This window comes from Proteus mirabilis HI4320, assembly GCF_000069965.1.
In the GTDB taxonomy this organism is placed as follows: Bacteria; Pseudomonadota; Gammaproteobacteria; order Enterobacterales; family Enterobacteriaceae; genus Proteus; species Proteus mirabilis.
Genome location: NC_010554.1, coordinates 2,527,210 through 2,553,501, shown reverse-complemented (window position 1 = coordinate 2,553,501; position 26,292 = coordinate 2,527,210). Strand labels below are relative to the sequence as shown.

At 40.3% G+C, this 26,292-nt stretch carries 20 protein-coding genes, 1 pseudogene and 1 riboswitch; of the genes and pseudogenes, 6 read left to right on the top strand and 15 right to left on the bottom strand.

From position 1 onward, the window contains the following. The first annotated feature begins 40 nt into the window (after positions 1-40). Entirely contained in the window at positions 41-1,234 is a 1,194-nt protein-coding gene (locus tag PMI_RS11575) for a hypothetical protein (RefSeq protein ID WP_012368324.1), read from the top strand. Between the two features lie 67 nt (positions 1,235-1,301). Here the strand turns inward: PMI_RS11575 and tnpA are convergent. Continuing rightward, a pseudogene (tnpA, locus tag PMI_RS11570) lies at positions 1,302-1,717 on the bottom strand (IS200/IS605 family transposase). Between the two features lie 22 nt (positions 1,718-1,739). On the opposite strand from tnpA, the gene PMI_RS11565 reads away from it, so the two are divergent. After that, positions 1,740-2,948 carry an RNA-guided endonuclease InsQ/TnpB family protein gene (locus PMI_RS11565; protein WP_012368322.1) on the top strand — a complete coding sequence of 403 codons (1,209 nt, stop codon included), beginning with the start codon at positions 1,740-1,742 and terminating at the stop codon, positions 2,946-2,948. Between the two features lie 413 nt (positions 2,949-3,361). After that, a complete protein-coding gene (gene folA / locus PMI_RS11560; protein ID WP_004245545.1) occupies positions 3,362-3,847 on the top strand; it encodes a type 3 dihydrofolate reductase in 486 nt (161 codons plus the stop codon). A 367-nt stretch (positions 3,848-4,214) separates the two neighbouring features. Here folA and apaH read toward each other — a convergent pair whose 3' ends face one another. The 6 genes from apaH to lptD are packed head-to-tail and all read right to left on the bottom strand — an operon-like array spanning position 4,215 to position 10,999. Next, positions 4,215-5,036, bottom strand: coding sequence for a bis(5'-nucleosyl)-tetraphosphatase (symmetrical) ApaH (gene apaH / locus PMI_RS11555; RefSeq protein WP_004245544.1), 822 nt, complete (start codon positions 5,034-5,036; stop codon positions 4,215-4,217). 2 nt (positions 5,037-5,038) lie between these two features. Continuing rightward, positions 5,039-5,416, bottom strand: coding sequence for a Co2+/Mg2+ efflux facilitator ApaG/CorD (gene apaG, locus PMI_RS11550; protein ID WP_004245543.1), 378 nt, complete (start codon positions 5,414-5,416; stop codon positions 5,039-5,041). Positions 5,417-5,445: 29 nt separating this feature from the next. Next, positions 5,446-6,264: a 16S rRNA (adenine(1518)-N(6)/adenine(1519)-N(6))-dimethyltransferase RsmA gene (gene rsmA, locus PMI_RS11545; RefSeq protein ID WP_004245541.1), complete on the bottom strand. Its 819-nt coding sequence runs from the start codon at positions 6,262-6,264 to the stop codon at positions 5,446-5,448. Beyond that, positions 6,257-7,258 carry a 4-hydroxythreonine-4-phosphate dehydrogenase PdxA gene (gene pdxA, locus PMI_RS11540; protein ID WP_004245539.1) on the bottom strand — a complete coding sequence of 334 codons (1,002 nt, stop codon included), beginning with the start codon at positions 7,256-7,258 and terminating at the stop codon, positions 6,257-6,259. The genes rsmA and pdxA overlap by 8 nt, the downstream gene beginning before the upstream one ends. Beyond that, positions 7,248-8,585 carry a peptidylprolyl isomerase SurA gene (surA, locus tag PMI_RS11535; protein ID WP_004245538.1) on the bottom strand — a complete coding sequence of 446 codons (1,338 nt, stop codon included), beginning with the start codon at positions 8,583-8,585 and terminating at the stop codon, positions 7,248-7,250. The genes pdxA and surA overlap by 11 nt, the downstream gene beginning before the upstream one ends. Positions 8,586-8,632: 47 nt before the next feature. Next, the gene (gene lptD / locus PMI_RS11530; protein ID WP_012368321.1) at positions 8,633-10,999 is read right to left on the bottom strand and encodes an LPS assembly protein LptD; all 2,367 of its coding nucleotides are present in this window, start codon (positions 10,997-10,999) and stop codon (positions 8,633-8,635) included. 425 nt (positions 11,000-11,424) lie between these two features. Between lptD and djlA the strand changes: the two genes are divergently transcribed. Beyond that, entirely contained in the window at positions 11,425-12,225 is an 801-nt protein-coding gene (gene djlA, locus PMI_RS11525; RefSeq protein WP_004245533.1) for a co-chaperone DjlA, read from the top strand. A gap of 244 nt (positions 12,226-12,469) precedes the next feature. On the opposite strand, the gene rluA is transcribed toward djlA, so the two are convergent. The 8 genes from rluA to thiB all read right to left on the bottom strand — a co-directional run bounded on the left by rluA (position 12,470) and on the right by thiB (position 23,183). Beyond that, entirely contained in the window at positions 12,470-13,123 is a 654-nt protein-coding gene (gene rluA / locus PMI_RS11520) for a bifunctional tRNA pseudouridine(32) synthase/23S rRNA pseudouridine(746) synthase RluA (RefSeq protein WP_004245532.1), read from the bottom strand. Positions 13,124-13,181: 58 nt separating this feature from the next. Further along, complete coding sequence (gene rapA, locus PMI_RS11515) at positions 13,182-16,085, bottom strand: RNA polymerase-associated protein RapA (RefSeq protein WP_004249485.1); 2,904 nt, start codon at positions 16,083-16,085, stop codon at positions 13,182-13,184. A 191-nt stretch (positions 16,086-16,276) separates the two neighbouring features. Then, positions 16,277-18,631, bottom strand: coding sequence for a DNA polymerase II (locus tag PMI_RS11510; protein ID WP_012368319.1), 2,355 nt, complete (start codon positions 18,629-18,631; stop codon positions 16,277-16,279). 115 nt (positions 18,632-18,746) lie between these two features. Continuing rightward, positions 18,747-19,316, bottom strand: a complete 570-nt coding sequence (locus tag PMI_RS11505) for a PIN domain-containing protein (RefSeq protein ID WP_004249488.1) — start codon at positions 19,314-19,316, stop codon at positions 18,747-18,749. Next, the gene (locus tag PMI_RS11500; RefSeq protein ID WP_004245528.1) at positions 19,316-19,768 is read right to left on the bottom strand and encodes a helix-turn-helix domain-containing protein; all 453 of its coding nucleotides are present in this window, start codon (positions 19,766-19,768) and stop codon (positions 19,316-19,318) included. Before PMI_RS11500 ends, PMI_RS11505 begins: the two co-directional genes overlap by 1 nt. 127 nt (positions 19,769-19,895) lie before the next feature. Next, a complete protein-coding gene (gene thiQ, locus PMI_RS11495; protein ID WP_004245527.1) occupies positions 19,896-20,597 on the bottom strand; it encodes a thiamine ABC transporter ATP-binding protein ThiQ in 702 nt (233 codons plus the stop codon). Further along, a complete protein-coding gene (gene thiP / locus PMI_RS11490) occupies positions 20,590-22,170 on the bottom strand; it encodes a thiamine/thiamine pyrophosphate ABC transporter permease ThiP (RefSeq protein ID WP_004245526.1) in 1,581 nt (526 codons plus the stop codon). The genes thiQ and thiP overlap by 8 nt, the downstream gene beginning before the upstream one ends. Next, positions 22,170-23,183 carry a thiamine ABC transporter substrate binding subunit gene (gene thiB / locus PMI_RS11485; protein WP_004245525.1) on the bottom strand — a complete coding sequence of 338 codons (1,014 nt, stop codon included), beginning with the start codon at positions 23,181-23,183 and terminating at the stop codon, positions 22,170-22,172. Before thiB ends, thiP begins: the two co-directional genes overlap by 1 nt. A 64-nt stretch (positions 23,184-23,247) precedes the next feature. Beyond that, positions 23,248-23,340: riboswitch (TPP riboswitch) on the bottom strand. Between the two features lie 112 nt (positions 23,341-23,452). Between thiB and rppH the strand changes: the two genes are divergently transcribed. Both rppH and ptsP read left to right on the top strand, forming a co-directional pair. Further along, entirely contained in the window at positions 23,453-23,983 is a 531-nt protein-coding gene (gene rppH, locus PMI_RS11480) for an RNA pyrophosphohydrolase (protein ID WP_004245524.1), read from the top strand. Between the two features lie 8 nt (positions 23,984-23,991). Continuing rightward, entirely contained in the window at positions 23,992-26,238 is a 2,247-nt protein-coding gene (gene ptsP, locus PMI_RS11475; RefSeq protein WP_004249490.1) for a phosphoenolpyruvate--protein phosphotransferase, read from the top strand. Positions 26,239-26,292 lie beyond the last annotated feature (54 nt).

Genomic DNA, 26,292 nt, shown 5'->3' with positions numbered 1-26,292 from the left:
ATAAATAAAAGATAGTTTTACTATGAGATAAGGAGTTTTTATGCATATAAAAAATAATTTTGATAGCGTTACTTCAATAAAAAAATACGATGAAAATATAAAAGAGAAATACCAAATAAAAAATAAAATCAATGATGTGTTAAATACGCTTTCAAGTCTTTATATTGAAAGGGAAAAGATTACTTTACTATCTAAAATATCATTTTTTATAAAGAGTATTTTTAATATTAATGTTGGGGTGGTTTTTCTATTAGACAAAAGTCAACATGCGAAAATTAATACATTATCCATTTTGATGAGAAATGGAGGGGAAGTATATTTTAAAAACTGTAAGCTAATTAACTCAGATTTTGTTAGCTTTAAGAATAAACATTTAGATACATTTTTTTTAACTTTAAGTTATGCAATAAAAAATGATTGTCATGATGATGTTAAAAGATTAATACAATGTTATCTTTATGAAAAATCAAAAACAAAAGGAGACTTTATTACTATAATAAACATTGCTTTCAATATAATTAATCATTATCCAAAAGAAATGTTTGAACAATTGAAGAAATATCACCCAAAGTGCGATGATATGGTATATTATAGTGATTTTAACTATAAACAACATATTGATATGGCATTAAGTTATGTTTGTAAAGAGATTAATAGAAAAGATAATAATGAATTAATTAATTCAATAATGAATTTAGTTACTATAATGTATAGTATTTATTCGGTGGAGATGGATAAAGCGTTTATTGTCAATATAACTAAATGTTTTATTGATAAAGCAATGGAATATAATACGGTAAACTATATTAACGATGCTTTTAAAAAGTCAATATCAAATTTTTTGACTAATAAATTAAGAAATAATGAAGACGTTCAAAAGTTTGTAGATGATATGCTTACATTAGGAGTGTTAGAAAAAAAAGATATTATTAAAGCTAAAAAAATGACAATGGAAGACGAGAGTTTTATCACTAAACATAATAGAAGAATGCAAAATATTTTTACTAAGAATGAAAATAGTGATGAAATGAAATATACCATTGCTAATGTTATTAGAAATAATCATGAGAATATTTTAGAAAAAATAGACAATGAGTGTGATGATCTTAAAGATAAATATAAAGATATTTTACTGGATATTATTGATTACTTAAGGGACGATAAGGATTGGAATTTTGATTCATTAATAATCGATTACACCTATTACATTGATAATTATTTACACCTATTTTAGTTCTTTTTATCCAAAGCACCGTAAAACCCCGTCCTTCAGGTCGGGGATATAAGGCGCGGTTTTTTAACTAACTCGGTGTTTCCTGTTGCTCAATGTACTGGCGGATAATGGATATTGGTGCGCAACCACAACTCCCCGCGAAATAACTCGCGACCAAAGAACCCCCTTGTAGTAATCACGTTGGGCAATATCAGGACGATCACGTCGAAGTAATCGACTCGATACCCCTTTAAGGCTGTTAACCAGATTAGATATCGCCAGTTTTGGCGGGTAATTAATCAGTAAATGAACGTGATCCCGTTCCCCATCCATTTCAACCAGTTCAACATCAAAATCAGCACAAACACTGGCAAAGTAGCCTCGCCATTTTTCAATTGCATCCTGATCAAATATTTTTCGCCTGTATTTTGTGACAAAGACCAAATGGATGTGCATCAGGAACACACAATGTCTGCCAAGGAAAATATTAGTTTCATTTTTCATAGACCAAAGTATAATAGGCAATATGAAACGTCTACAAGCCTTTAAATTCCAGTTAAGACCCAATGGTCAGCAAGAGCGTGAGATGAGACGCTTTGCAGGGGCTTGTCGTTTTGTTTTCAATCGGGCATTAGCACGTCAGAATGAGAATTACGAAGCAGGGAATAAATACATTCCCTATACAAAAATGGCTTCATGGCTCATTGAGTGGAAATCTGACACAGAGACACAATGGTTGAAGGAAGCCCCATCACAACCGTTACAACAGTCACTGAAAGATTTGGAACGGGCTTACAAGAATTTTTTCCAGAAGCGTACCGCTTTTCCTCGATTCAAGAAACGCGGTAAAAATGACGCTTTTCGCTACCCGCAGGGCGTGAAGCTCGATCAATCCAATAGTCGTATATCATTGCCAAAGTTGGGATGGATGCGCTACCGCAACAGTCGTGAAGTCGTCGGAGAAGTGAGAAACGTCACGGTCAGTCAGTCATGCGGTAAATGGTACGTCAGCATTCAGACTGAGCATGAAGCGACAGAACCACAACATGAATCAACCTCAATAGTCGGGCTTGATGCAGGCGTTACAAAACTTGCCACGCTTTCAGACGGTACGGTATACCCGCCCGTCAGCAGTTTTAAAGTAAACCAGCGAAAGCTGGCAAGGCTTCAACGGAAATTAAGCCGTAAAATCAAATTCAGTGCCAACTGGCAAAAACAAAAGCGCAAAATTCAACGTCTGCATTCTCATATTGCCAATATTAGGAAAGACTACCTTCACAAAGTCACCAGTGAAATCAGCAAAAACCACGCAATGATTGTCATTGAGGACTTAAAGGTCAGTAACATGTCTAAATCGGCAAAAGGTACGACAGAACGGCCTGGACGGAACGTAAAAGCTAAATCTGGTTTAAACCGCTCAATACTGGAGCAGGGCTGGTATGAAATGCGCCGTCAGCTTGAGTACAAGCAGCTCTGGCGAGGTGGTCAGGTACTGGCAATACCCCCTGCCTACACCAGTCAGAAGTGCGCTTACTGTGGTCATACAGCAAAGGAAAACCGCCAGTCACAAAGTCAATTCGAGTGCCTTGAATGTGGATATACAGCGAATGCTGATATCAACGGGGCACGTAACATTTTAGCGGCAGGACATGCCGTGCTTGCCTGTGGAGGGAGGGTGCAGTCAGACCGCCCGTCGAAGCAGGAACCCGCCGAGTTGATTCAGACATCAGTCTGAACGCAGTAGGGATCCACGTCCTTTAGGGCGTGGAGGATGTCAACAATCGTATGATTGCCTTAACGAAAGGTGATACTTTAATGTTAAAAGTGCTATAAGCCAGTCAATGAGAAGTAGCAGTGCCTCTTTTCGCATGTTATTGATAAAGTGCTACATTTTTTACGATGAGAAAAAAGTAAGGTTCTCGCGCCTGTAATGAGCGTAAAGTAATTGTAAAAACACCTAAAGAATTTTCAAATATAATAGCAACTGCCATATAGCACTATTATAATGTTTAAAGCTTTCATGATTAAGTTAACACTTCCTGTATAAAGCAATTATTTATTATCGGTGAAGCATAAATTGTATCGACTCAAGTTTTCGCTTTCCGTATAGTATAAATAGTTTTCCCATTTTTACCCGTAGGTATGTAAATGAATATTAGTTTAATCGCAGCATTAGCGGCGGATCGTATTATTGGTATGGAAAAGGCGATGCCTTGGACATTACCTGGTGATCTCGCATGGTTTAAAAAAAATACATTAAATAAACCCGTTATTATGGGCCGGGTGACTTATGAGTCTATCGGGCGTCCTTTACCTAATCGTCTCAATATTGTATTAAGCAGTCAGCCTGGAAATGATGACAATGTTGTTTGGGTGAAATCCGTTGAAGAAGCACTACAAGCTGCTGAAAATAATGATGAAATCATGGTGATTGGTGGCGGTAAGGTTTATGAGCAATTCCTACCAATGGCGAATAAATTATACCTTACTCATATTGATGCTGAAGTGATTGGTGATACAACTTTCCCCGATTATGAGCCTGATGAGTGGGATTCTACTTTTATGGAATACCATGAGGCAGATGAAAATAATTCGCATAACTACTGTTTTGAAATATTAAAAAGAAGAAAATAACAAAATTTAAATAAAAAAGGAGATTAAATATCTCCTTTTTATTTTTATTAATTTATTAATATATTCATATTTAAATATGAATAGATACTATAACTAAAATATAATTAGCTATAAAGAGTACCCTATAATTAAATATTCATTATTTATCTTTTAATAAATATCTTTATAAAGAATAATCTATAATAAATAGCGCAATATAGCGGTTAATTCTGCTTGTTGTTATAAAAAAGCTACTTAATTTGTTTTGAGAAAAAATAACCTATTGATTTAAATCAAGTTATCTTTGTGATGGCTCTCAGAAGAGAGTAGATAGCCCAGATAGCATAGTAAAATAAATCAACACCTATGCTATCTTAACGCTACAAAATTATGGTAAGTGTGTGAGACTAGGTTGGATAAAATAACGTTTGTCTTCCCAACGTAGACAGGTTAGAACACCGCCCCAGCAACACCCAGTATCTAGCGCATAGATATTTTCAGGGGTGCCTTTTCCCTCTAAAGAGGCCCAGTGGCCAAAGATAATACTGTAATCATTTGGTAGTTGATTAGGTAAATCAAACCAAGGTTTTAATGGCGCAGGCGCATTTTCAGGCTTATCTTTACAAATCATATCCAACTGCCCGTTAGGAAAACAATAGCGCATACGAGTAAAAGCATTGGTGCTAAAGCGTAATCGCGGTAAGCCAGTTAATTCGGGTGACCAATTATTGGGCATATCACCATACATGGAATTAATGAAAAGGGGGTAACTATCGCTACTTAATATGGCTTCTACTTCTCGGGCACATTTTTTAGCTGTTGCTAAATCCCACTGAGGGGTAATACCTGCGTGTGCCATAACGATTTTCTTTTCTTCATCAACTTGTAATAGCGGTTGACGTCGTAACCAATTAATTAATTCATCAGCATCTGGTGCATTGAGTAATTCATTAAGCTTATCTTTGGGTTTATTACGACTAATCTTTGCAAATACCCCCAGTAGATGCAGATCGTGATTCCCTAATACGAGTTTTAACGCTGAGCCTAAGCTTTTGACAAAACGCAATACTTCAAGTGAATCAGGTCCTCGAGCAACCAGATCCCCCGTTAACCAAAGTGTATCTTGATTGGCGTCGAAATTAACTTGATTGAGAAGTTGGCGTAATTCACGATAACAGCCGTGAACATCGCCAATTAAATAAGTAGCCATAATTAATTTATCAATGTAGGGATAGCAAGGCGGAAAACAGGGATGTCAATTTGAAACAGACGTCCTTGTGCGTCAATCATTTCATAATGACCTTCCATGGTGCCCATCGGCGTTTCAAGAACTGCGCCACTGGTATAACGATACCGTGAGCCAGCTTCAATCAGAGGTTGTTCACCAACAACCCCTTCACCTTGAACTTCAGTGGTATTTCCTTGTGCATTGGTGATCAACCAATAGCGACGTAGGAGGCGAATAGCATGTTTATTCAAGTTATGTATGGTGATGGTATAAGCAAAAACATAGCGCTGTTCTTCTGGCGAAGATTGGCTCTCAATGTAAACGCTTTGTACCTGTATCGCCACTTTGGATGAAGTAAACATAATACCTCCTAGGTCTAGTGTGCGCTATTTCACTCAGCGTGTTGCTGTTGTGATGATAACCAGTTTGCCACTTTACAGTATTGCTCAACAGAAATATTTTCTGCGCGTGCAGTGGGATCAATATCTAATGCCAGCATATCTTCTGCTGTAAGTAGTCCACCTAAGCTATTACGTAACGTTTTACGGCGCTGATTAAAGGCTTGTGATGTGATACGGCTTAACATAGCAATATCTGTCACCGGATAGGGTTTTTCCTTATAAGGGATCAGACGCACAACGGCAGAATCTACTTTCGGGGCTGGCTTAAATGAGCTTGGTGGCACTTCAATAATAGGAATGACTTGGCAGTGGTATTGTGCCATGACACTTAAGCGGCCATAAGTTTTACTACCATGACTTGCCACTAGGCGATTAACCACCTCTTTTTGCAACATAAAAGTCATGTCAGAAATGGCATCAGCAAAACTAAATAGATGGAACATTAATGGCGTTGAAATATTATAAGGTAGGTTACCAAAAACCCGCAGAGGTTGCTGACGCTCTTTTGCTAATTGGGCAAAATCAATCGTCATCGCATCTTGCTGAATAATGGTTAGCTTATCTTTTAATGTAGGGTGAACTTCTAAGCGTGCAGCTAAATCACGGTCAATTTCGACGACCGTCATTTTATCCATTCTTTCCCCCACCGGCTCAGTAAGCGCGCCTAAACCAGGACCGATTTCAATAACGGCTTCACCGGGTTGTGGATAAATAGATTCAACAATACTTTCAATAATATAGCTGTCTGTTAAAAAGTTCTGCCCGAAGCGTTTGCGGGCAAAGTGCCCCTGATGGACTCTATTATTCATTACAATTTTGTATCATATTAATGGCTAAATTTAATGCGGTGCGAAAACTGCCAGCATCTGCGCTTTTAGTACCTGCAAGTTCAAGGGCGGTCCCATGATCAACAGATGTACGAATAAAAGGTAGACCGAGCGTGATATTCACAGCACGACCGAAACCTTCATATTTTAGCACAGGTAATCCTTGATCGTGATACATCGCAAGCACAGCATCTGCATGTGTTAAATATTTAGGCTGGAATAAGGTATCCGCAGGGTAAGGCCCATGAAGTTGAATACCTTGTTGGCGTAATTGCTCTAATGCGGGTTCAATAATATCGATCTCCTCACGCCCCATATGACCGCCTTCTCCAGCATGAGGATTTAGACCGCATACGTAAATATGTGGTGATGAGATGCCAAATTTGGTTTTTAGATCATGGTTTAAAATGGTGATGATCTCATTAAGCAACTCACCCGTAATCGCATCAGCAACTTCTCTTAAGGGCAGGTGTGTGGTGGCGAGAGCGACTCTTAAAGTGTCCGTTGCCAGCATCATCACCACTCGTTGACAATGGCTACGATCGGCAAAGAACTCTGTATGCCCTGTAAATGGCACACCGGCATCATTAATAACCCCTTTATGTACCGGCCCTGTGACTAAAGCAGAAAACTCTCCGTTTAAACATCCATCACAAGCGCGAGCAAGCGTTTGTACCACATAGTGGCCATTGGCAGTATTAAGTGTACCTGCGACAACCGAAGGGTCGGTTAATTCAACGGCAAGTACACAAATTTGGCCAGGGATATGTGCTGTAGGTGGATTATCTGGGGAATATTCAACTAAAGTGAGTGGGAGATTGAGTTGCTGTGCTCTTGCTCGTAATAATTGAGGATCAGCGCATACTACCCAAGGAAGTGCCCACTGTGACTGTGCTAATGAAATAATCAGGTCAGGACCAACCCCGGCGGGTTCGCCGGGGGTGATAACGAGGGGTTTTTTTAGCTTAGTTTGCATTATTCTCGTTCATTATTTTCACATAAGCGCCTGCACGCAACTCTTGCATCCAGTTTTGCACTTCTTCATTAAACTTGCGGTTAAACAGTAAGCGGTAAGCTTGTTCTTTATTCGCTGCATCTGTTTTATCAACGCTACGCGTATCTTCAAGTTCAATTAAGTGCCAGCCAAAATTAGAGCGCACAGGTTGGCTTAATTCATTTTTGTTTAAACGCATCAACGCGTCACGGAAAGCTGGATCATAAATATCAGGCATTGACCATCCTAACTCACCGCCACGTAATGCTGAACCGGGATCTTCAGAATACTCTTTAGCCGCATCCGCAAAACTGATTTTACCGCTACGAATATCGGCGGAAATTTTCTGTAGTTTGGCATAAGCTTGCTCATCATTCATGATAGGCGAGCTTTTTAGTAAGATATGGCGTGCTTTTACTTCAGTCACAGAAACGGTTTTTGAAGCACCACGTATATCATTGACTTTAATAATGTGTAGACCAACACCTGATTGCAGTGGCCCGACAATTTCACCTTTTTGTGCATTAGCAAGCTGTTTAGCAAAGATTGTCGGTAACTCATCAATTGATGCCCATCCCATATTACCACCATTAAGTGCTTGTGGATCGGCAGAATAAGTGGCAGCTAATTTTCCGAAATCAGCACCGTTTTTTAGCTGGTTCTTAATACGGTTCACCACTTGCTGTGCTTTTTCAATTTCTGCAGGTGATGGATTTTCTGATAATGGAATTAAGATATGGCTAAGATTAAGATCAATACTTTGGCTTGCTTGGCTTTCAATTTGTTTAGCTAATGAGTCCACTTCTTGTGGCAAAATCGTAATACGACGACGAACTTCGTTATTACGCACTTCTGCTAACATCATTTCTTTACGAATATCTTGACGATAATCGTTATAGGCAATCCCATCGGCAGCAAGACGTTTTTTTAACTGCTCTAGTGTCAGGTTGTTTTCTGCGGCAATCCCTTGAATGGTTGACTCAACGGCAGCTTCAGGAATATCAATTTGCATCTGTTGAGCCATTTGCAAGATGATGTTATCCATCACCAAGCGCTCTAAGATTTGTTGGCGCAAAACTTGCTCATCAGGCATTTCTTGCCCGGCATTTTTGGCATTCATTTGCACCGTTTGTAACATTCTATTGACGTCGCTTTCCAGAACGACACCGTTATTGACGATAGCCGATACGCGGTTGAGTTCTTGTGCTGCAAAAGTGGTTGTGCTGGTGGCTGCACCAACCGTGATCATTAAGCCGATAACCAGCGTTTTCCAATTTTTCATAAGTTTCCCATTATGTGTTTTCCGCATTTTGCGCGATGACATATTCATTCAGCCAATTTTGTCGTTTGGGTTAATCAAAACGCTCTTTGATAAGGTAAGATACCGCGCTCAAGCATTTTTTGACTACCTAAACTATGATTGTTACTTAGGCCTCTGAGTTCCAAATTGATTGACCATTTGTTGTCAATATCGCTGTGGTCTTCTTTCCAGCCAACAATTTTACGTTCATAACCAACGTTTACCGCCCAGCAACAGGTGTTATATTGTAAGCCAACCATTTGGCTTACTGGCTCTGAATCTTTGGTATCAAAGTAATAAGCGCCGACCAGTCCCCAACGTTCTGCTAAAGGCCAACTGCCGACAACACCAATTTGAGAAATGCCTTTTTGGTATTCTGGTAGTTGATTGACCCCGCCATCATAAGGGCGAACCCGTGTTGCTTGAATATAATCACGGTCTACATAACGATAGCTCAATTGTAAGAGATGGTCGCTATCACGGCGATACTCCATAATCGCATCACCCATAGAGACACTGCCTAAACGACGGTCATATTGTAAACCACCACGCATACCTAAAGTATCAGTAATGCGCCAATATGCATCGCCTGCCCATACCATAGATCCGGTTTCATCTTTGCTATTGATAATTTCATTCGATGAACCTGTTTTCGGACGCTCAAAGAAATAGATTTGACCAACAGAAATATTAAAACGTTCAACCAGTTCACTGTCATAAAAACGTGAAGTAACACCCGCCGTTAATTGGTTTGCAGAAGCAATGCGATCTAGACCACCGTACATTCTGTCACGGAAAAGTCCGCTATAGTTGGATTGTAATAGCGCTGAGTCAAAGTTATTGATATTAGACTGATCTTTATACGGTACATATAGATATTGTACTCGTGGCTCTAACGTTTGCGTAATATCGTTAGTGTCATATTGGCGTTCAAATACCACTTTCATATCTGACTTAAATTGTGGTAGTACGCGGTTAACGCTATCATCAAGTCTTGGATTTTTAGCGTTATTTTTATAAGCATCAGGAATATCTTGATCATAATGAGTCGCCATCAATTTAAACTCATTATTAAAGCTTGCCCAGCCAGTGGAGGCAGGTAAGGAAATGGTTGGCTCTATATGATAACGGTTCGCTTCAGGGGTGTTTTCTCCGACACTGGTAAAGCGGACAAATTGTGCATAAGTACGAAAATCAAATGGGCCAATATCATTTTTATAATAATTAAGATCAAGCTGCGGCTCAGCACGATAAGCCCTTGCATCTTTATTATCTGAGAAAATTTGGAACTGTTTAGTGGTTAATGTGGCATTCCAATTTTGCTGAGCATAACCGGTACTGAATTTTTGCGTCGCATAACCATCAGTGGTATTACCATATTGCGAAGTAAAGTCGGTGAAATATTTGTTATCACTGACTTTTGTGTAGTCAACATTAAAGCGCCACACATTGTTCATCACCCCACTGTGACCCCAATAGAATAACCAGCGTGTAGCAGAATCACGCGCCAGATAACCCGCTTTTTCGTCTGCTTTATCTTTATTGTATTGACTGTCGTGGTGGATCCAATCAACCGCAATCGTACCGCGACCCGGTTTTGTTAAATAACGAAATTCATTATCGAGCTTTAAACCACGGCGACTAATATAATTCGTGGTAATAGTCGCATCATAATTAGGGGCAATATTCCAATAGTAAGGCAGTTGGAAGTCAAACCCAGAACTACGAGAATAGTTACCATTAGGAATTAAGAAACCAGAGCGACGTTTATCGCCAATCGGTAATTGCAGATAAGGACTATAGAAAACTGGGACGTTAGCAACACGAAAACGTGCATTCCAAATTTCTGCTACTTGCTCTTCACGATCTAAGATAACCTCAGAGCCGACAACACTCCAACTATCGTCGCCGGGTAGACAAGAGGTAAACATCCCTTTATCCATAATGGTATAGCGGTTTTCGCCACGCATTTGCATTTTATTCGCGTAGCCACGGCCTTGTCGGCCCACCATTTGGTATTTACCTTCTTCGATATCAGTATCTTTATTATTTAGATTAGACCAAGCACGTGGGCCTTTTAAGATGATTTGTGGATCATCATAAGAGACATTACCTGTCGCGGTGACCATTCTTAATGGTGTTTCACCTTCTGTTTGGGTCAACTCAACATTATCTGCGCTTAATGTTTGATTTCCCTGTTTAATGTCTACATTGCCTCTATATTGGATCATGCGTGGGTATTCCCCTTGCATATCCTTAGCCGTAATGGTGACAGGTAATGAGTTAGGATCGCCTTCGACTAATGGCTTATTATAAACAGGGACTCCCAGTAAACATTGAGAGGCAAGATCAGCATATGCAGGCTGAGCATAAATTGTGGCCCAAACTAAGGTGGCCAGCAGTGTGGGATAACTTTTTTTCATGAGTATTTATGTGCTTCCGTCATCAGTGGCTTCTACTGCTAAATAGCGAGAAACTAACGCAGGGAGTTATGCAACACTAGCCCAACGTCCTGAACATTGTTCTAACGGTAACCGAAAAAAGAGCAGTTCCCTTTTTTCGATGTTTCTATGTTGAAATCGGTTTATAGCTTTATTAGAAACAAAAAAACACCGCGCTTGTGCGGTATTTCGTGCTGCATAACAACGCTAAAGTTATTCGTTTGGTCACTTATTTTACTTTAACACAATTTAAACGAAAACAGCATTATCTCTGTGCAAGCAGCTAGCGAAAACCTCATCATTTTAAGAAAAAGTTTATTTGAGCTTGCTTGATGTTAGGTGTGAAAGCAAATGAATAGTATGATAATGCAAAATTGTGAGCAGGGCATTGAAGATTTGAGGAGTCTATGCGCTATTGGGGAAAATTATTAGGCCTTATCATCGGTAGTTTTGCCGGGATCGGCTTTTGGGGCATTGTGATTGGGGTTTTTCTAGGACACCTTTATGACGTACAAAGAAGTAAATTAAGCTATGGTGGGCGCTATAATCGTGATAGACAAGCCTATTTCTTTGCTGCCACATTCCAAGTCTTAGGGCATTTAACCAAATCCAAAGGACGAGTGACACAAACCGATATCACATTAGCCAGTACGTTAATGGATAGAATGAATTTACATGGGGCAGCACGTCAAGCAGCACAACAGGCGTTTCGAGAAGGTAAAGAGGTTGATTTCCCACTTAGAGCCACCTTACAACGTGTTCGCCAAATTTGTGCCGGTCGCCGTGATTTACTGCAGATGTTTCTGGAAATTCAATTACAAGCCGCATTTGCTGATGGGCAGTTACATCCTAACGAACGTAAAATGCTGTTTATTATTATTGATGAGCTCGGATTTTCTCGCGCCCGTTTTGAACATATATTAGCCATGATGCAGGCGGGGCAAAGTTTTCATTATCAACAAGGGCAAAATTATCAGCCACAAACTCAAGGCCCAACGCTTTCTGACGCCTATAAAGTGTTAGGTATTAAAGAGGGGGATGATGTTAAAACAATAAAAAGAGCTTATCGAAAATTAATGGGAGAACATCATCCTGATAAATTGGTTGCAAAAGGTTTACCACCGGAGATGATGGAAATTGCAAAACAAAAAGCACAAGCTATCCAAGTTGCTTACGATTTGATTAAAAAAGAAAAAGGATTTCGTTAACATCTTGTAAATAAAGATGAGAAAAGAGAGAATTAATCCGTGATGAAGATAACTCAGTCTTAGTTGAGATTATTATTTGTCACGGTAAAATATAAGTGAAATTTAATTATTTCACTCTCATTCTCTTATAAAAGGAACTATATCAATGTCAAACGTCCGTGTTCTTGTTGGGGTAATAGGATTAGCGCTCTGTCTGCTCCTTGCTTCACTAAGTTCGGTGACCGTTTTAGTGTCGTAAGACAGGTTAAAAATCTGCCAGGCATTCAAAATGTATCGGTGAATGAAAGGCCGGATGCGTAATAAATAATTCCTGAGCATGTAACTGCAGGCGAGGTGCGAGTGCTCTTGCCTGCGGATGGGCATAAAAACGATCCCCTAAAATAGGATGACCTAATGCTAGCATATGAACCCGTAGCTGATGGGAGCGTCCGGTTATTGGTGATAGTTTTACCCGCGTTGCATTTTCTTCATATTCCAACACTTCATAAAAAGTTTGTGCAGACTTTCCTGTTTCATAACATACTTTTTGCTTAGGTCGATTAGGCCAATCGCAGATCAACGGCAGATCAACTAATCCTTGTGGTTTTTCAAGCTTTCCCCAGACACGGGCAATATAGGTTTTTTTCGGCTCTCGTTCACGAAATTGGCGTTTTAATTCACGCTCGGCGGCTTTATTAAGCGCAACAACCATCACACCACTCGTGGCCATATCAAGGCGATGAACAGATTCCGCATCAGGAAAATCGGCTTTTATACGCGACATAATGCTGTCGTGATGTTCTAGCGCTTTGCCGGGTACAGATAGCAATCCACTGGGTTTATTAACAACAATAATATGCTCATCTTGATATAAAACGTGTAACCAAGGATCAGTGGGGGGGTTATAAACTTCCATCATAGTGGATATCTCAGCAAAATAACGGGGGAGATAAAGCTTTCCCCCGTTTTAACAGTGATTATTGGTGGGTAACAACAATTAAACGGATCGCATCTAAGCGCCATGTCGCTTCATCTAAGTGGTTAAGAATATGCGTACGCTCATTTTCAATTGCTTCAACTTCGTCATCACGTATATTTGGGTTAACGGCACGTAATGCCTCTAAGCGTGATAACTCATGTGTTAATGCGTTGTCAGCTTCTTGCTTCGCTTGTTCAATTAGCGTTTTCGCTTCCGCTTCCATTAAGGATTCAGATGCTTTTAGTACATGATGAACTTCATTTTGTACCGCATTGACCAATTTGCTGGATGTGTGGCGATTTACCGCATTTAATTGGCGGTTAAAACTTTCAAATTCAACTTGTGATGCAAGATTATTACCTTTTAAATCAAGTAATAAGCGTACTGGAGTTGCCGGTAAGAAGCGAGTTAAATGAAGATGTTTAGGGGCTTGCGCTTCTACGACATAAATCAGTTCAACTAATAGCGTACCTACAGGTAATGCTTTGTTTTTCAATAAAGAAACCGCACAACTACCTGTATCACCAGATAAGACTAAATCTAAACCATTACGGATAATAGGATGTTCCCAACTGATAAATTGCGTATCTTCACGAGAGAGTGCGTGCTCTCTATCAAAGGTAATTGTACAACCATCTTGCGGTAATCCAGGGAAGTCAGGAACTAACATATGATCTGATGGCGTTAATACAATTAAGCTATCACTACGATCTTCTTGGTTAATGCCCACAATATCAAATAAGTTTAAGGCGAAGTTAACCAGATCGGGATCGTTATCTTGCTCTGCAATCTTATTCGCTAACTCAACGCCAACTTCACCGCCGTTAGAGTGCATTTCTAATAGACGGTCACGACCTTGTTCTAGTTTGAGTTTCATCTCATCATGTTGCTTACGACAAGAAACGATAAACTTATCAAAATCACCTAGTTCATTAGGTTGAGCAAGATAATTGACTAGCGCATCATATTCGTTGTCATAAATTGTACGACCCGTCGGGCAGGTATGTTCAAATGCATCTAACCCTTCGTGATACCAACGTAATAGAACAGATTGAGCGGTTCCTTCAAGATAAGGCACACTGATATCAATGTCGCGGTTTTGACCGATACGATCAAGACGACCAATACGTTGTTCTAATAAATCAGGATTAAAGGGGAGATCAAACATCACTAGTTGATTAGCAAATTGGAAGTTACGCCCTTCTGAACCGATTTCAGAACATAGTAACACTTGTGCGCCTTCCTCTTCTGAGGCGAAATAAGCGGCTGCACGATCTCGTTCAAGTAAAGACATCCCTTCATGGAATACTGCAGCACGAATACCTTCACGTTCACGTAAAACTTGTTCTAATTGCAATGCTGTGGCGGCTTGAGCACAAATGACTAATACTTTTTCATGACGATTGGCGGTTAAAAAGCCTAGTAGCCATTCAACGCGTGGATCAAAGTTCCACCATGTGGCATTTTCACCTTCAAACTCTTGGTAGATACGTTCAGGATAGAGCATCTCTTTTGCTCGTACTTCGAGGCTCTTTTTCGCTGCCATAATCTCAGCCACCTTAATGGCGGTTTGATACTGAGTTGGTAGTGGCATTTTTATTGCGTGCAACAGTCGGTTAGGGAAGCCTTTGACGCCGGAGCGAGTATTGCGAAATAACAGACGACCCGTACCGTGTCTATCCATCAACATATGAATAAGTGCTTGGCGAGATTTTGTACGCTCTTCACCTTGGGTATTAGAGGCTTTTAGCAACGGCTCTATATCTTGCTCGCTGATCATCTCACTGATGCTATTTTGCTGTTCGTTATTTAAATCATCTTCTGAAAGCAAAATGGTTACCGCATCGGCCACGGGGCGATATTTTTGTTGTTCATTAATAAATTCGTTGTAATCGTGGAAACGATTAGGATCGAGCAAACGTAAGCGGGCAAAATGGCTCTCTTGACCAAGTTGCTCCGGTGTTGCGGTTAATAACAATACAGAAGGGATCGCTTCAGCCAGCGTTTCGATAACTTGGTATTCTCGGCTTGGTGCCTTTTCACTCCATACCAGATGGTGGGCTTCATCGACAACTAACATATCCCAAGTCGCTTCAACAAGGTGTTCAAAGCGTTGTTTGTTTTTACGCACAAAGTCTAATGAGCAAATGATCATCTGCTCTGTTTCGAAAGGATTATCGCTATCTAATAAAGATTCGCTATAACGGCTATCATCAAACAGTGAAAAACGTAGGTTGAAACGACGTAACATCTCAACTAACCACTGATGTTGTAAGCTTTCAGGAACGATAATTAAAACACGCTCAGCGCGTCCATCCATGATTTGCTGGTGGATTATCATACCCGCTTCGATAGTTTTACCCAGCCCAACTTCATCCGCTAATAAAACACGTGGGTTATGACGTTTACCCACTTCATTCGCAATATAGAGCTGATGAGGAATAAGACTTGCGCGAATACCACGTAGACCACTTTGTGCTTGCTTAAACTGTTCGCTCATAAATTTACGCGCACGATAGCGTAAAGCAAAACGATCCATACGGTCTATTTGACCAGCAAAAAGACGATCTTGTGGCTTATTAAAAGTGAGTTTGTTATCTAAGAATACTTCACGCAGTTGTGCTGGCTCTTCGGTATCTAAACGTACGCCGTGATAAATAAGTAAGCCATTATCTTCCACAACGTTGTCGATGGCGAGCTTCCAGCCTTCATGACTGGTGACAGTATCCCCCACATTAAACATCACCCGCGTTATTGGGGCATCATGGCGGGAATAAAGACGATTTTCGCCACATGCAGGAAAAAGTAAGGTCACCATACGGGCATCAATTGCCACAACAGTACCTAGTCCAAGTTCGCTTTCTGTATCGCTAATCCAACGTTGACCAAGAGTAAAAGGCATATATATAAACTCAGCTCTCAAATATATAATTTATAAAATCATTATTAATGAATGCAGTATTGCGGTGTTGTCATCCAATCTACGGGATAAAAAATAGTATCTTTCTCAAGATGAGAAAAAAGGTGATTATCACCAAAGGGGCGTTATGTTAATAGATGCAAAGCAAGCCGTCACCTGCAAAATAACACATCTTAAAAAGAGAGCGTCATTTGCCCATTTAACAAGGTAGAAAAATCATCTTGTAGAAATGGCAAAATAGCATCTGCTATCGGCATTAATTGCTTATTAATGTAGTGTTCATAGTCAGGTGTCGAAGTGATATGCTCTAACGGCTCTGGCCCCAAGTGAGTAATTATATAACTAATCCAACCGCCTTGCTGATATTGTTGCGGCCTATTTTGTAACTGATTATAGTCATCCGCTAATCGAGCTGCTTTGACGTGAGGGGGGATATGGTGCTGGTAGTCTGATAATTTTCGTCGCAATCTTTTTCGATAAACCAGTCTATCATCATATTTTCCTAATAGCGTATCAGCAACATAATCACGAATAAACTGTTGATAAGGTTGCTGATTAAAGATGCGTGTATAAAGCTCTTTTTGAAACGCTTGCGCCAGTGGTGTCCAGTCTGTTCTGACTGTTTCCAATCCTTTAAACACCATTTTATTATGACTTAGTCCTGCATAACGTTTTTTACTTCCGGTTTCCATACCTCGAATAGTGGGCATCAAGAATCGGCGATAATGGGTTTCGTACTCAAGCTCTAATTGGCTATCAAGCTGGTAAGTTTCAGTCAGATAGCTTTTCCACCATTGATTAACATCTTGCGCTAATTGACGACCGATCTGCTCTGCTTGTACTTCGTTATGAGCGGCTTTAAGCCAAACAAAAGTAGAATCAGTATCACCATAAATCACTTGATAGCCTTTTGACTCAATTAATTCACGGGTCTTTTTCATAATTTCATGACCACGTAAAGTAATTGATGAAGCCAATCGAGGATCAAAAAAACGACAGCCTACCGAGCCTAATACACCATAAAAAGCATTCATAATAATTTTCAATGCTTGAGAGAGCGGGGCGTTGTTATGACGTTTAGCATTATCTCGTTCATGCCAGATTTGTGAAACAATGGTGGGTAAACAGTGTTTTTCTCGTGAAAACCACGCTTGACGAAAACCGGGAACGGCATGTGTGCTATCAGGGTGATGCATACCTTCAATCATTCCCACCGGATCGATTAAAAAGGTGCGAATAATAGAGGGATATAGGCTTTTATAGTCCAGTACCACCACTGAGTCATAGAGACCCGGTGTTGAGTCCATGACAAAACCACCAGGGCTATGCTCTTCGGGTTTTTCACCCTGATTGGGGGCAACATAACCAAGACGATGCATTGAGGGTAAATAGAGGTGAGTAAATGCTGCGACAGAGCCACCACTTCTATCTGCTGCCAGTCCTGTTACACTGGCTCTTTCTAATAAGAATTCCATTAAGTGTGTGGTATCAAAGATACGATTAACCAAGACACAATCTTGCCAGTTATAATACGCTAAGGCGGGCTTATCTTCTTTAAAACGGCGATTGATTTCGTCCATTCTGGCATAAGGTGTATCAATCGCTTTCCCTTCCCCTAACAGTGTTTGAGCAACTGACTCTAGGCTAAAAGAGGGAAAATTCCATGTCGCCATTTTTAAAGCATCAATACCATCAATAATTAAACGCCCTTGTGCTGAGGCAAAAAAGTGCCCCGCTTTAAAGCCATGTTCACGCCACTCTAATGGGGTATTTTGTCGTCCTAATAATAAATTGATCCCGTAACGCTGAGCATGGGTATGCAAGATACGCAAATCAAATTGAATAAGATTCCAACCAATAATCGCATCAGGATCGTACTCTTGTATCCAAGCATTTAGTTTTTCAAGGAGTTGTAATCGACTACTTACATAGCACAGACGATAGCCTTCAGGTTGTTGGCTTTCTTGAACTTCTGGGAGGGTGTCACTAAGCATAAAAACAACGTTATCACCGCAACCGGCTAATCCAATAGAATAAAGCTCACCAAACTCACTGGTTTCAATATCTAAAGAGACGGTACGTAATGTAGGACGATAATCACTGGCAGGTTTTAGCGTGACAGTATGACTATTTTGATAACGAAACCATACAGGCGCGGTGATAAAACGCTCCATCATATAGCGTTCATGTGGGCGGATATCGGCTTCATACAGGCGAATATTATACTGTTTTAATTGCTGTTCAAGCTGGGTAAGTTGGCGGTATTGTTTACAATAAACCCCCAAAACAGGTTGTCTTTCAAAGTCTTTTAACGCCAGAGGACGAATATCAATATCGCGATTATGACCAACCACTGAGCGTAATATACTTTCATTTTGTTGGGCAACAAAACCAATAGCATACTGCTTTGCAACCGTGACTTTACGCGGTCCATTTTCTGTCGCCAACCAATAGGAGACAGCGATACCTTGTGGGGTATCACTCCAATGGCGGGTAAGAATAAAGCCTTGCTCTGTGTGAATTGTCATAATTTCCTAATAAGCGAGATATTGAAGCTTGAAAAAGAGATCGTTAACTATTAATTATAATATTAATCATAGCCTTGTTATGATAGGAAATGGGATATTACACGGGTTGATGTACTTATAATAATATCTGGAATGCCCGTAAATGGGAAATAAACTGGGGTAATTTCTGCTTTTGTAAACAGCCTAAAAAGGTCTCTACGGTCATTGGTGGATTCTTTAGGCTTTGTCTATGTTGTTGCGCCGCTTTAATACAGCTACTAGGATTTAATTCAAACATGTCACTCAAAAATTCATCAGGATGGATAGCTGAAATATCAAAAGAATTAAGGTATTTTTGCGGAAAATCTTTTAAGTTAAATGTAATTATAGCTTGAGCCTGCCCTTTTATTGCTGCTGCTAGCACATGACGATCATTAGGATCAGGTAGCTTTAAACCACAAATAAGCGGTTCGTAGCCTTCTACTAAACAATCAGGAACATGTGCATTCATTAAATCTCTGGTTCGTATTAGTCGCTCAGCTGTTAATGTTGGATTGTTGACTAATAAATTAGTGATCCATTCATCATGGATCTGATTACTCCAACGTGCTCTAAATAAACCAGTATTAGCAAGATACATTAAATAACTTCTAAGAGGGGCTGGATACATGACACAGGCATCAAGCAAAACAGTATAGTTTGTCATTAATACCCCATATCCATTTCTTGATCTAATTGCGATAATTCAGCAAGGGCATCAAGTCGTTTTTGCTCCAATTCATTTTTATAAGCAACAATATCAGCATAAGCAACTTTCCTACGATTTCCTTTTCTAGAGTAGGGTATCGCTCGTGTATCTAATAATTTTACAAATGTAGGACGGGACATATTGAGTATATCAGCCGCTTCCTGTGTCGTTAGCTCAGCATGGATTGGTGTGATACTAACAGTATTCCCTTGCCCTAGTTGAGTAAGAATTTCAATCATTAGGCGTAATGCACTATTTGGTATTTGTACAATATGATTATTACCCGTCTTATCTATAATGGATAGCTTCTGCGTTTTGCCATTAATATCCATAACAGCGGATAGCTCTTGGCTACTTAATTTTGCTAATGCAATATCTTCAGCACTAAGTCTCTCACTTATCGTATTCATTAGTATTTCCCCCTTTTTAATAACTAGATTATCTGAAATATTCGAAAAATAGTCAAGTATTCGAAATATTCGAAAGAGGCTTGTAGGGGGGAATAAGCTTCTTTCGATATCGCTATATTTCAATAGATTAATTAAAAGGTATCCCTAACAGCAGTGATTGATCCACTTCGCCTTTGATTAATGACGCTGTATTTCCATCATAGACAATGGTGCCATTATCAATAACAAGCGCTCTTGGTGCGATTTTATGAGCATCTTCTAAGCTGTGAGACACCATGAGTAAAGTGAGATTTTTTTCATCACAAATTTGTTCTAATAATGTCAGCATTTCGATACGTAATGCGGGATCAAGGGCGGAAAAAGGTTCGTCTAACAATAAAATAGGCTGTTCACGTACCAGACAACGGGCAATTGCCACTCGTTGACGTTGACCTCCTGATAGCTGTGAAGGTAAACGCTCTAGATAATCACTTAAAGAAACCTGTTTGGCTCGACTTTCTAATAGTGCTTTCTGTGCCACAGTGAGCTTTAGCCCTGGATCTAGCCCTAAACCAATATTTTGTCTTACCGTGAGATGAGGAAAAAGATTGTTATCTTGAAATAACATCGAGATAGGGCGTTGGGCAGGGGCTGTTTTGGTATGATCTTTCCCTTTTAAAAATAACGAGCCTGACTCTGAGGGCAGAAAACCCGCTATTAAGCTGAGTAATGAGCTTTTACCTGCACCACTGGGACCTAAAATAGCAATACGCTCCCCCGCTTTTACCGTTAAATTAAAGGTCAGATGTTGGTGCTCATAGGTATAAGAAAGCTGCTCTAACTTAATCATAGGATTTTCCTGAAACGCGTTCGATAAGGCTAAAAAGCGTGAAACATAACAGCAAAAGGAGCATCGCGGTGACAGCGCCATCTTGTGTGTGATAAGCACCGATTTGCTGATAGAGGTAAAAAGGTAATGTTCTAAAAGTTTCATTTCCAAATAAGGCAACAATACCAAAATCACCAATGGAAATGACACAAGCAAAAGCCAGTGCTTGTGATAGTGGCTTTTTCAAAGCGCGTAGCTCTATCCAACGTAGACGATTAATACCTCGCAAATTAAGGGAAGCACATAATAGATTATAGCGGGCTGCAATATCATTCATTGGGTTTTCAAGTACTTTTAAAGCATATGGAATAGCCATAAGCGCATTAGTGAGGATCACTAAAAGATAGGGAGATTCAGGTAATCCGGTTGTGCTGTTTAATAATAGAAAAAAGCCCGTCGCTAATACAATGCCCGGCATAGCCAGAATAATGAGTCCACTCATTTCCAGCGCTTGTCCGGCCTTTTTAAAATGGCGTAAGCGTAATTCTCGACTACTCCAGAGCAACATCATCGTTAAAATAACACAAAGTCCCCCAGCGCCAAGTGCAATAATTAATGATGTTGTAAAGGCTTGCCAAAGTACCGGCTGTTGTAGAACACCTAATAATTGACTGTTTAAGCCATCACTTATCACCGCTAATAACGGAGGAAGTAAAAAGAGCATAGCAAGTACGATAATTAAACTATCCGTTATTTTATTGATTAATGAGTCGCTAGGATCACGCCAGCTTAGTTTTTGATGACTACCGACAAAGAGTGTTCCCTTTAATTTTTGGCTAACAAGTACTAATCCTAAGCAGCAAAATAGCTGAATTAATGCTAATAGCGCTGCACGATGTAAATCGTAGTCATAACTTAATGCTTGATAAATTGCCAATTCAACAGTTGTTGCCGCAGGCCCACCTCCCAGCGCTAATACAGTCGCGAAACTTGCAAAGCAGAGCATAAAAATCAGTGATGCAGTAGGCAGGATTTGTCGCCATAAATAGGGCCACTCGAGAAAACGAAAACGTTGCCAGCCATTCATTCCCAATTGTGATGCTAATTGGCGTTGCTCGGTAGAAATACTTTCCAAGGCTTGTAACAACATTCTGGTAGCCAGTGGCATATTGAAAAAAATATGTGCGAGTAAAATGCCTTGTAAACCATAAGGCGTAAAATGGTAATCAATCCCTAACCATTGGCATATTTGAGCCAGCCACCCCATGCGACCATACACAGTTAAAATGCCAAATAGCGCCACTAACACCGGTAGAACTAAACTCATTGCACATAAGCGTAAAAAGAGCGTTCTGCCAACAAACTGGCGTCGATAGAGCGCTTTTGCTAACCAAATTGCCGGTAAAATGGAAAATAGCGCGGATAAAAATGCTTGCCAAAAAGTAAAGCGCACCACATGCCATAGGTAACTATCAGCAAAAATAGTCGATAAATCACCACTTGGCGCGTTAAACCATAAAGCACCGAAGGAGAGAAGGGCGACGGTAAGTAATAATCCCGAGGCGCATAGCCCCGGGATAAGCCATTTACCCATTAGCGGCTAACCGCAGATTGCCAATTACGTGTCCATGTTTGGCGCTCTTTGGCTACCACATCAGCATCAAATTGTAATGACTTTTGCGGTTTAGGCATAACGGAGTAGACCTCAGGTAGTGGCATATCAATAACAGGATACATCCAATTAGTGGTTGGGATGGTTTCTTGGAAAGCGGGGGTTAGCATAAATTGCATAAATTGCTGAGCTAATTCTGGCTGTTTGCTGGATTTTAGCTTGGCTGCAACTTCTACCTGTAAATAGTGTCCTTCATCAAAAATAGCTGCCGCATAATTGTCTTTTTTATCAGCCAAAATATGGTAGCCCGGAGATGAGGTGTAACTAAGCACAAAATCCCCTTCTCCTTTCAAGAATAAGCCATAGGACTCACTCCAGCCTTTGGTTACTGTCAGTGTTTTATTCGCCAATTTTTGCCACTGCTCAGCGGTATTGTTTGGATACAGTGATTGCATCCATAACATTAAGCCTAAGCCGGGGGTACTGGTACGTGGATCTTGATAAAGGATTTTCCACGGCTGTTGGCTATTTAACAGCTCATCCATGCTTTTAGGGGGATGAGTAATACGATTTTTATCGTAAATAAAAGCGAAATAACCGTAGTCATAAGGCACAAAAGTGTCATCAGTCCATTTTTCAGGTAATGCTAGTTTTGATGTATCAATATTGCTTGGTGCAAAAAGTCCGGTCTGTTTTGCCGCATGAATAAGATTGTTATCTAGCCCTAAAATAATATCTGCCTTACTTTTACTCCCTTCCATACGTAAACGATTAAGGAGAGAAACCCCATCCGAAAGGGCAACCAGTTTTAGCTCACAATCACATTGTTGTTCAAATGCTTTTTTAATTGCCGGACCAGGCCCCCAATCCGCGGTAAAAGAGTCATAGGTATAGACGGTAAGTGTGGGTTTGGTTTGTTGTGCATTTGTGGCAAAAGCACTGAACAAACCTAGTGCACTGAATAAGAGAGTTGAACGAAGAGAATTTATTAACACGCTATTTTCCTCAGTAAAAAGTCAAGTAGGATCTGAGGAGTGAGGAGGCAAATGAGTTATTATTGCGCCATCCTGACTCAAATCCCTACGCCAGTATTAGCTGGATCAGGTTCCACGAGTTTTTCTCAGCTTAAAAAAAGCACCCCGTTGAGACATTCCCATTGTAGATAAATACTCACGTTGTGCAAAGTCTGTTGATAGTGGTTTACCGTTTGTGGGTAGTATGAAACAATGAGTTATCTTTCAAGTTTGGTTATTGAGGTAGTCTGGTGATCGATGATGATGGCTACCGCCCGAATGTGGGGATTGTAATTTGTAATCGGCAAGGGCAAGTGCTTTGGGCCCGTCGCTATGGACAACATTCATGGCAATTTCCTCAAGGGGGAATTAATCCTGGAGAATCACCAGAACAAGCCATGTATCGTGAGTTGTTCGAAGAAGTTGGATTAAGTCGTAAGGATGTTAAAATCCTTGCCTCCACGCGTAACTGGTTACGTTACAAGTTACCTAAGCGTTTGGTGCGTTGGGACACAAAACCTGTTTGTATTGGACAAAAACAGCGTTGGTTCCTTTTGCAGTTAACAAGTAACGACAAGGACATTAATGTTCAGCAGAGCAAAACGCCAGAGTTTGATGGTTGGCGTTGGGTTAGCTATTGGTATCCTGTTCGTCAAGTCGTCTCTTTTAAGCGAGATGTATATCGTCGCGTGATGAAAGAGTTCGCACCAGTAGTTATGCCATTACAAGAACAAGTGTCTATGTCTCGTCCTTCCTATGGATATCGCCGTAAAAGGTATTAGATAACACTATGCTGACACGTTTGCGGGAAATTGTAGAAAAAGTGGCTATGGCAGCGAGTCTGCCAGAAGCACTTGAACTATTAGTGAAAGAAACGTGTCAAGCTATGCACACGGATGTGTGTTCTATTTATCTTGCCGATATTCCTCATCGCTGTTTCTATTTAATGGCCACAAAAGGATTGAAAAAGCCGAAAGGGCGTGCCGTCAGCCTCTCATTTGATGAGGGGGTGGTGGGTGAAGTAGGACGTCTTTCTGAGCTGATTAATCTGGCTGATATTCGTGAACATCCTAATTTTACCTATCTGCCACAAGTAAAAGAGGATGATCTGCGCGCTTTTCTCGGCGTGCCCATTGTCTATCGTCGTCAGTTACTTGGGGTGCTGGTGGTTCAGCAAAAAGAGCGACGCTTATTTAATGAAAGCGAAGAATCTTTTATGGTGACACTGGCCACCCAATTAGGGGCGATATTGTCGCAAGTGCAAACGAAAGGATTATTTGGACAATATCGTCAAAGCCGTATTAAAGCCCTATCCGTTTCTACGGGGGTAGTGATGGCATATGGTTGGCAAGAGATGTCTCAGCCAACCTTAGATCATGTTTTTAAAGCCAGCGCACTGGATATAAAAAGTGAATTAAACCGATTAACGGTCGCCTTAGAAGATGCGACATCGGAGTGTCGCCGTTTTAGTAAGCGCTTTATGGCAAATTCACAAAAAGAGAGTGCGGCTATTTTCGATCTCTATTCGCATTTACTTAACGATCCCCAATTAAGACAAAAAATGACTGGGGTTATACAACAAGGCTATGTTGCTGAGTGGGCAGTAAAAGTGGTGATAGAGAAGTTTTCTGCACAGTTCTCAAGTCTTAAAGATAGTTATATGCGAGAACGAGCTTCAGATTTAAAAGCATTAGGTCAGCGCTTACTATTTCATTTAGATGATGATCTCAGCACGACAAATACATGGCCAGATCGCTTTATTCTTGTGGCGGATGAGCTTAGTGCCAATCTATTGGCTGAGTTGCCAGAACAACAACTGGCGGGGGTGATAGTTCGTGATGGTGCGACTCATTCACACTCAGCGATTTTAGTTCGAGCAATGGGGATCCCTGCCATTATGGGGGCAGATATTCAACCGGAGCTACTTCACAACCGAATGCTGATTCTTGATGGTTATCGTGGTGAGATTTTTATTGAACCAGAACCCTTTATCATGCAGGAATATCGGCAAATTATTGATGAAGAAAGAGTATTGAGTCAACTTGCTGAAGAGCAGCTTGAACAGCAAGCGGTATTAAAAAATGGTGAATCCATCAGTGTGCAATTAAATGCAGGGCTAAGCATTAAATATGAACAACGTATTAGCGTTGGCATAGATGGTGTCGGTCTTTATCGCACAGAAATCCCTTTTATGTTACAAAGCGGTTTTCCTTCCGAAGATGAACAAAAAAACCGTTATCGTGAAATCTTATCATTTTTTCCCAATAAACCCGTCGTACTACGTGCTTTAGATATAGGTGCAGATAAACAGCTTCCTTATATGCCGATAAATGAGGAGAACCCTTGTTTAGGGTGGCGGGGGATCAGAATATTACTCGATCAGCCAGAAATATTTCTGATCCAACTACGAGCGATGTTAAAAGCTAATCTTGAATTTAAAAATTTGAAAATATTGTTGCCGATGGTGACAAGTATTGATGAAATTGAAGAAGCGAAAGCATTGTTACTAAGAGCATGTGCTGAAGTTAGCCGAGAAATGAAATGCGAATGCATTCTACCACCTGTGGGGATCATGCTTGAAGTCCCCTCATTGGTCTTTATGTTACCGCAATTAGCACATCGAGTAGATTTTATCTCGATTGGTACCAATGATTTAACGCAATATTTACTTGCAGTCGATCGTAATAATACCCATGTAGCACTGCTCTATGATAATTTGCATCCTGCATTACTGCGTTCGCTTAATATTATTGCTTTAGAATGCCAACGTTATCAGTTACCAGTCAGTGTTTGTGGTGAAATGGCGGGTACGCCGATGGGGGCATTGCTACTAATAGGGCTAGGTTTTCGTCAGTTAAGCATGAGTGGCCGTAGTTTACCTAGGGTAAAATACTTATTGCGCCATCTAGATCCTGCTATCTTACAGCCTTTTATGCAACAGGTGTTGAAAGCTGAAACGGCAATAGAGATAAAAAAATTGTCTGCTGATTTTATGGAAAGACAAGGATTAGGTGGATTAATTCGCGGAGGTATCTGATAGGCCTTCGTATAAACTTTTTGTCTAAGGGGTTATCCACATCGACCCATAGAT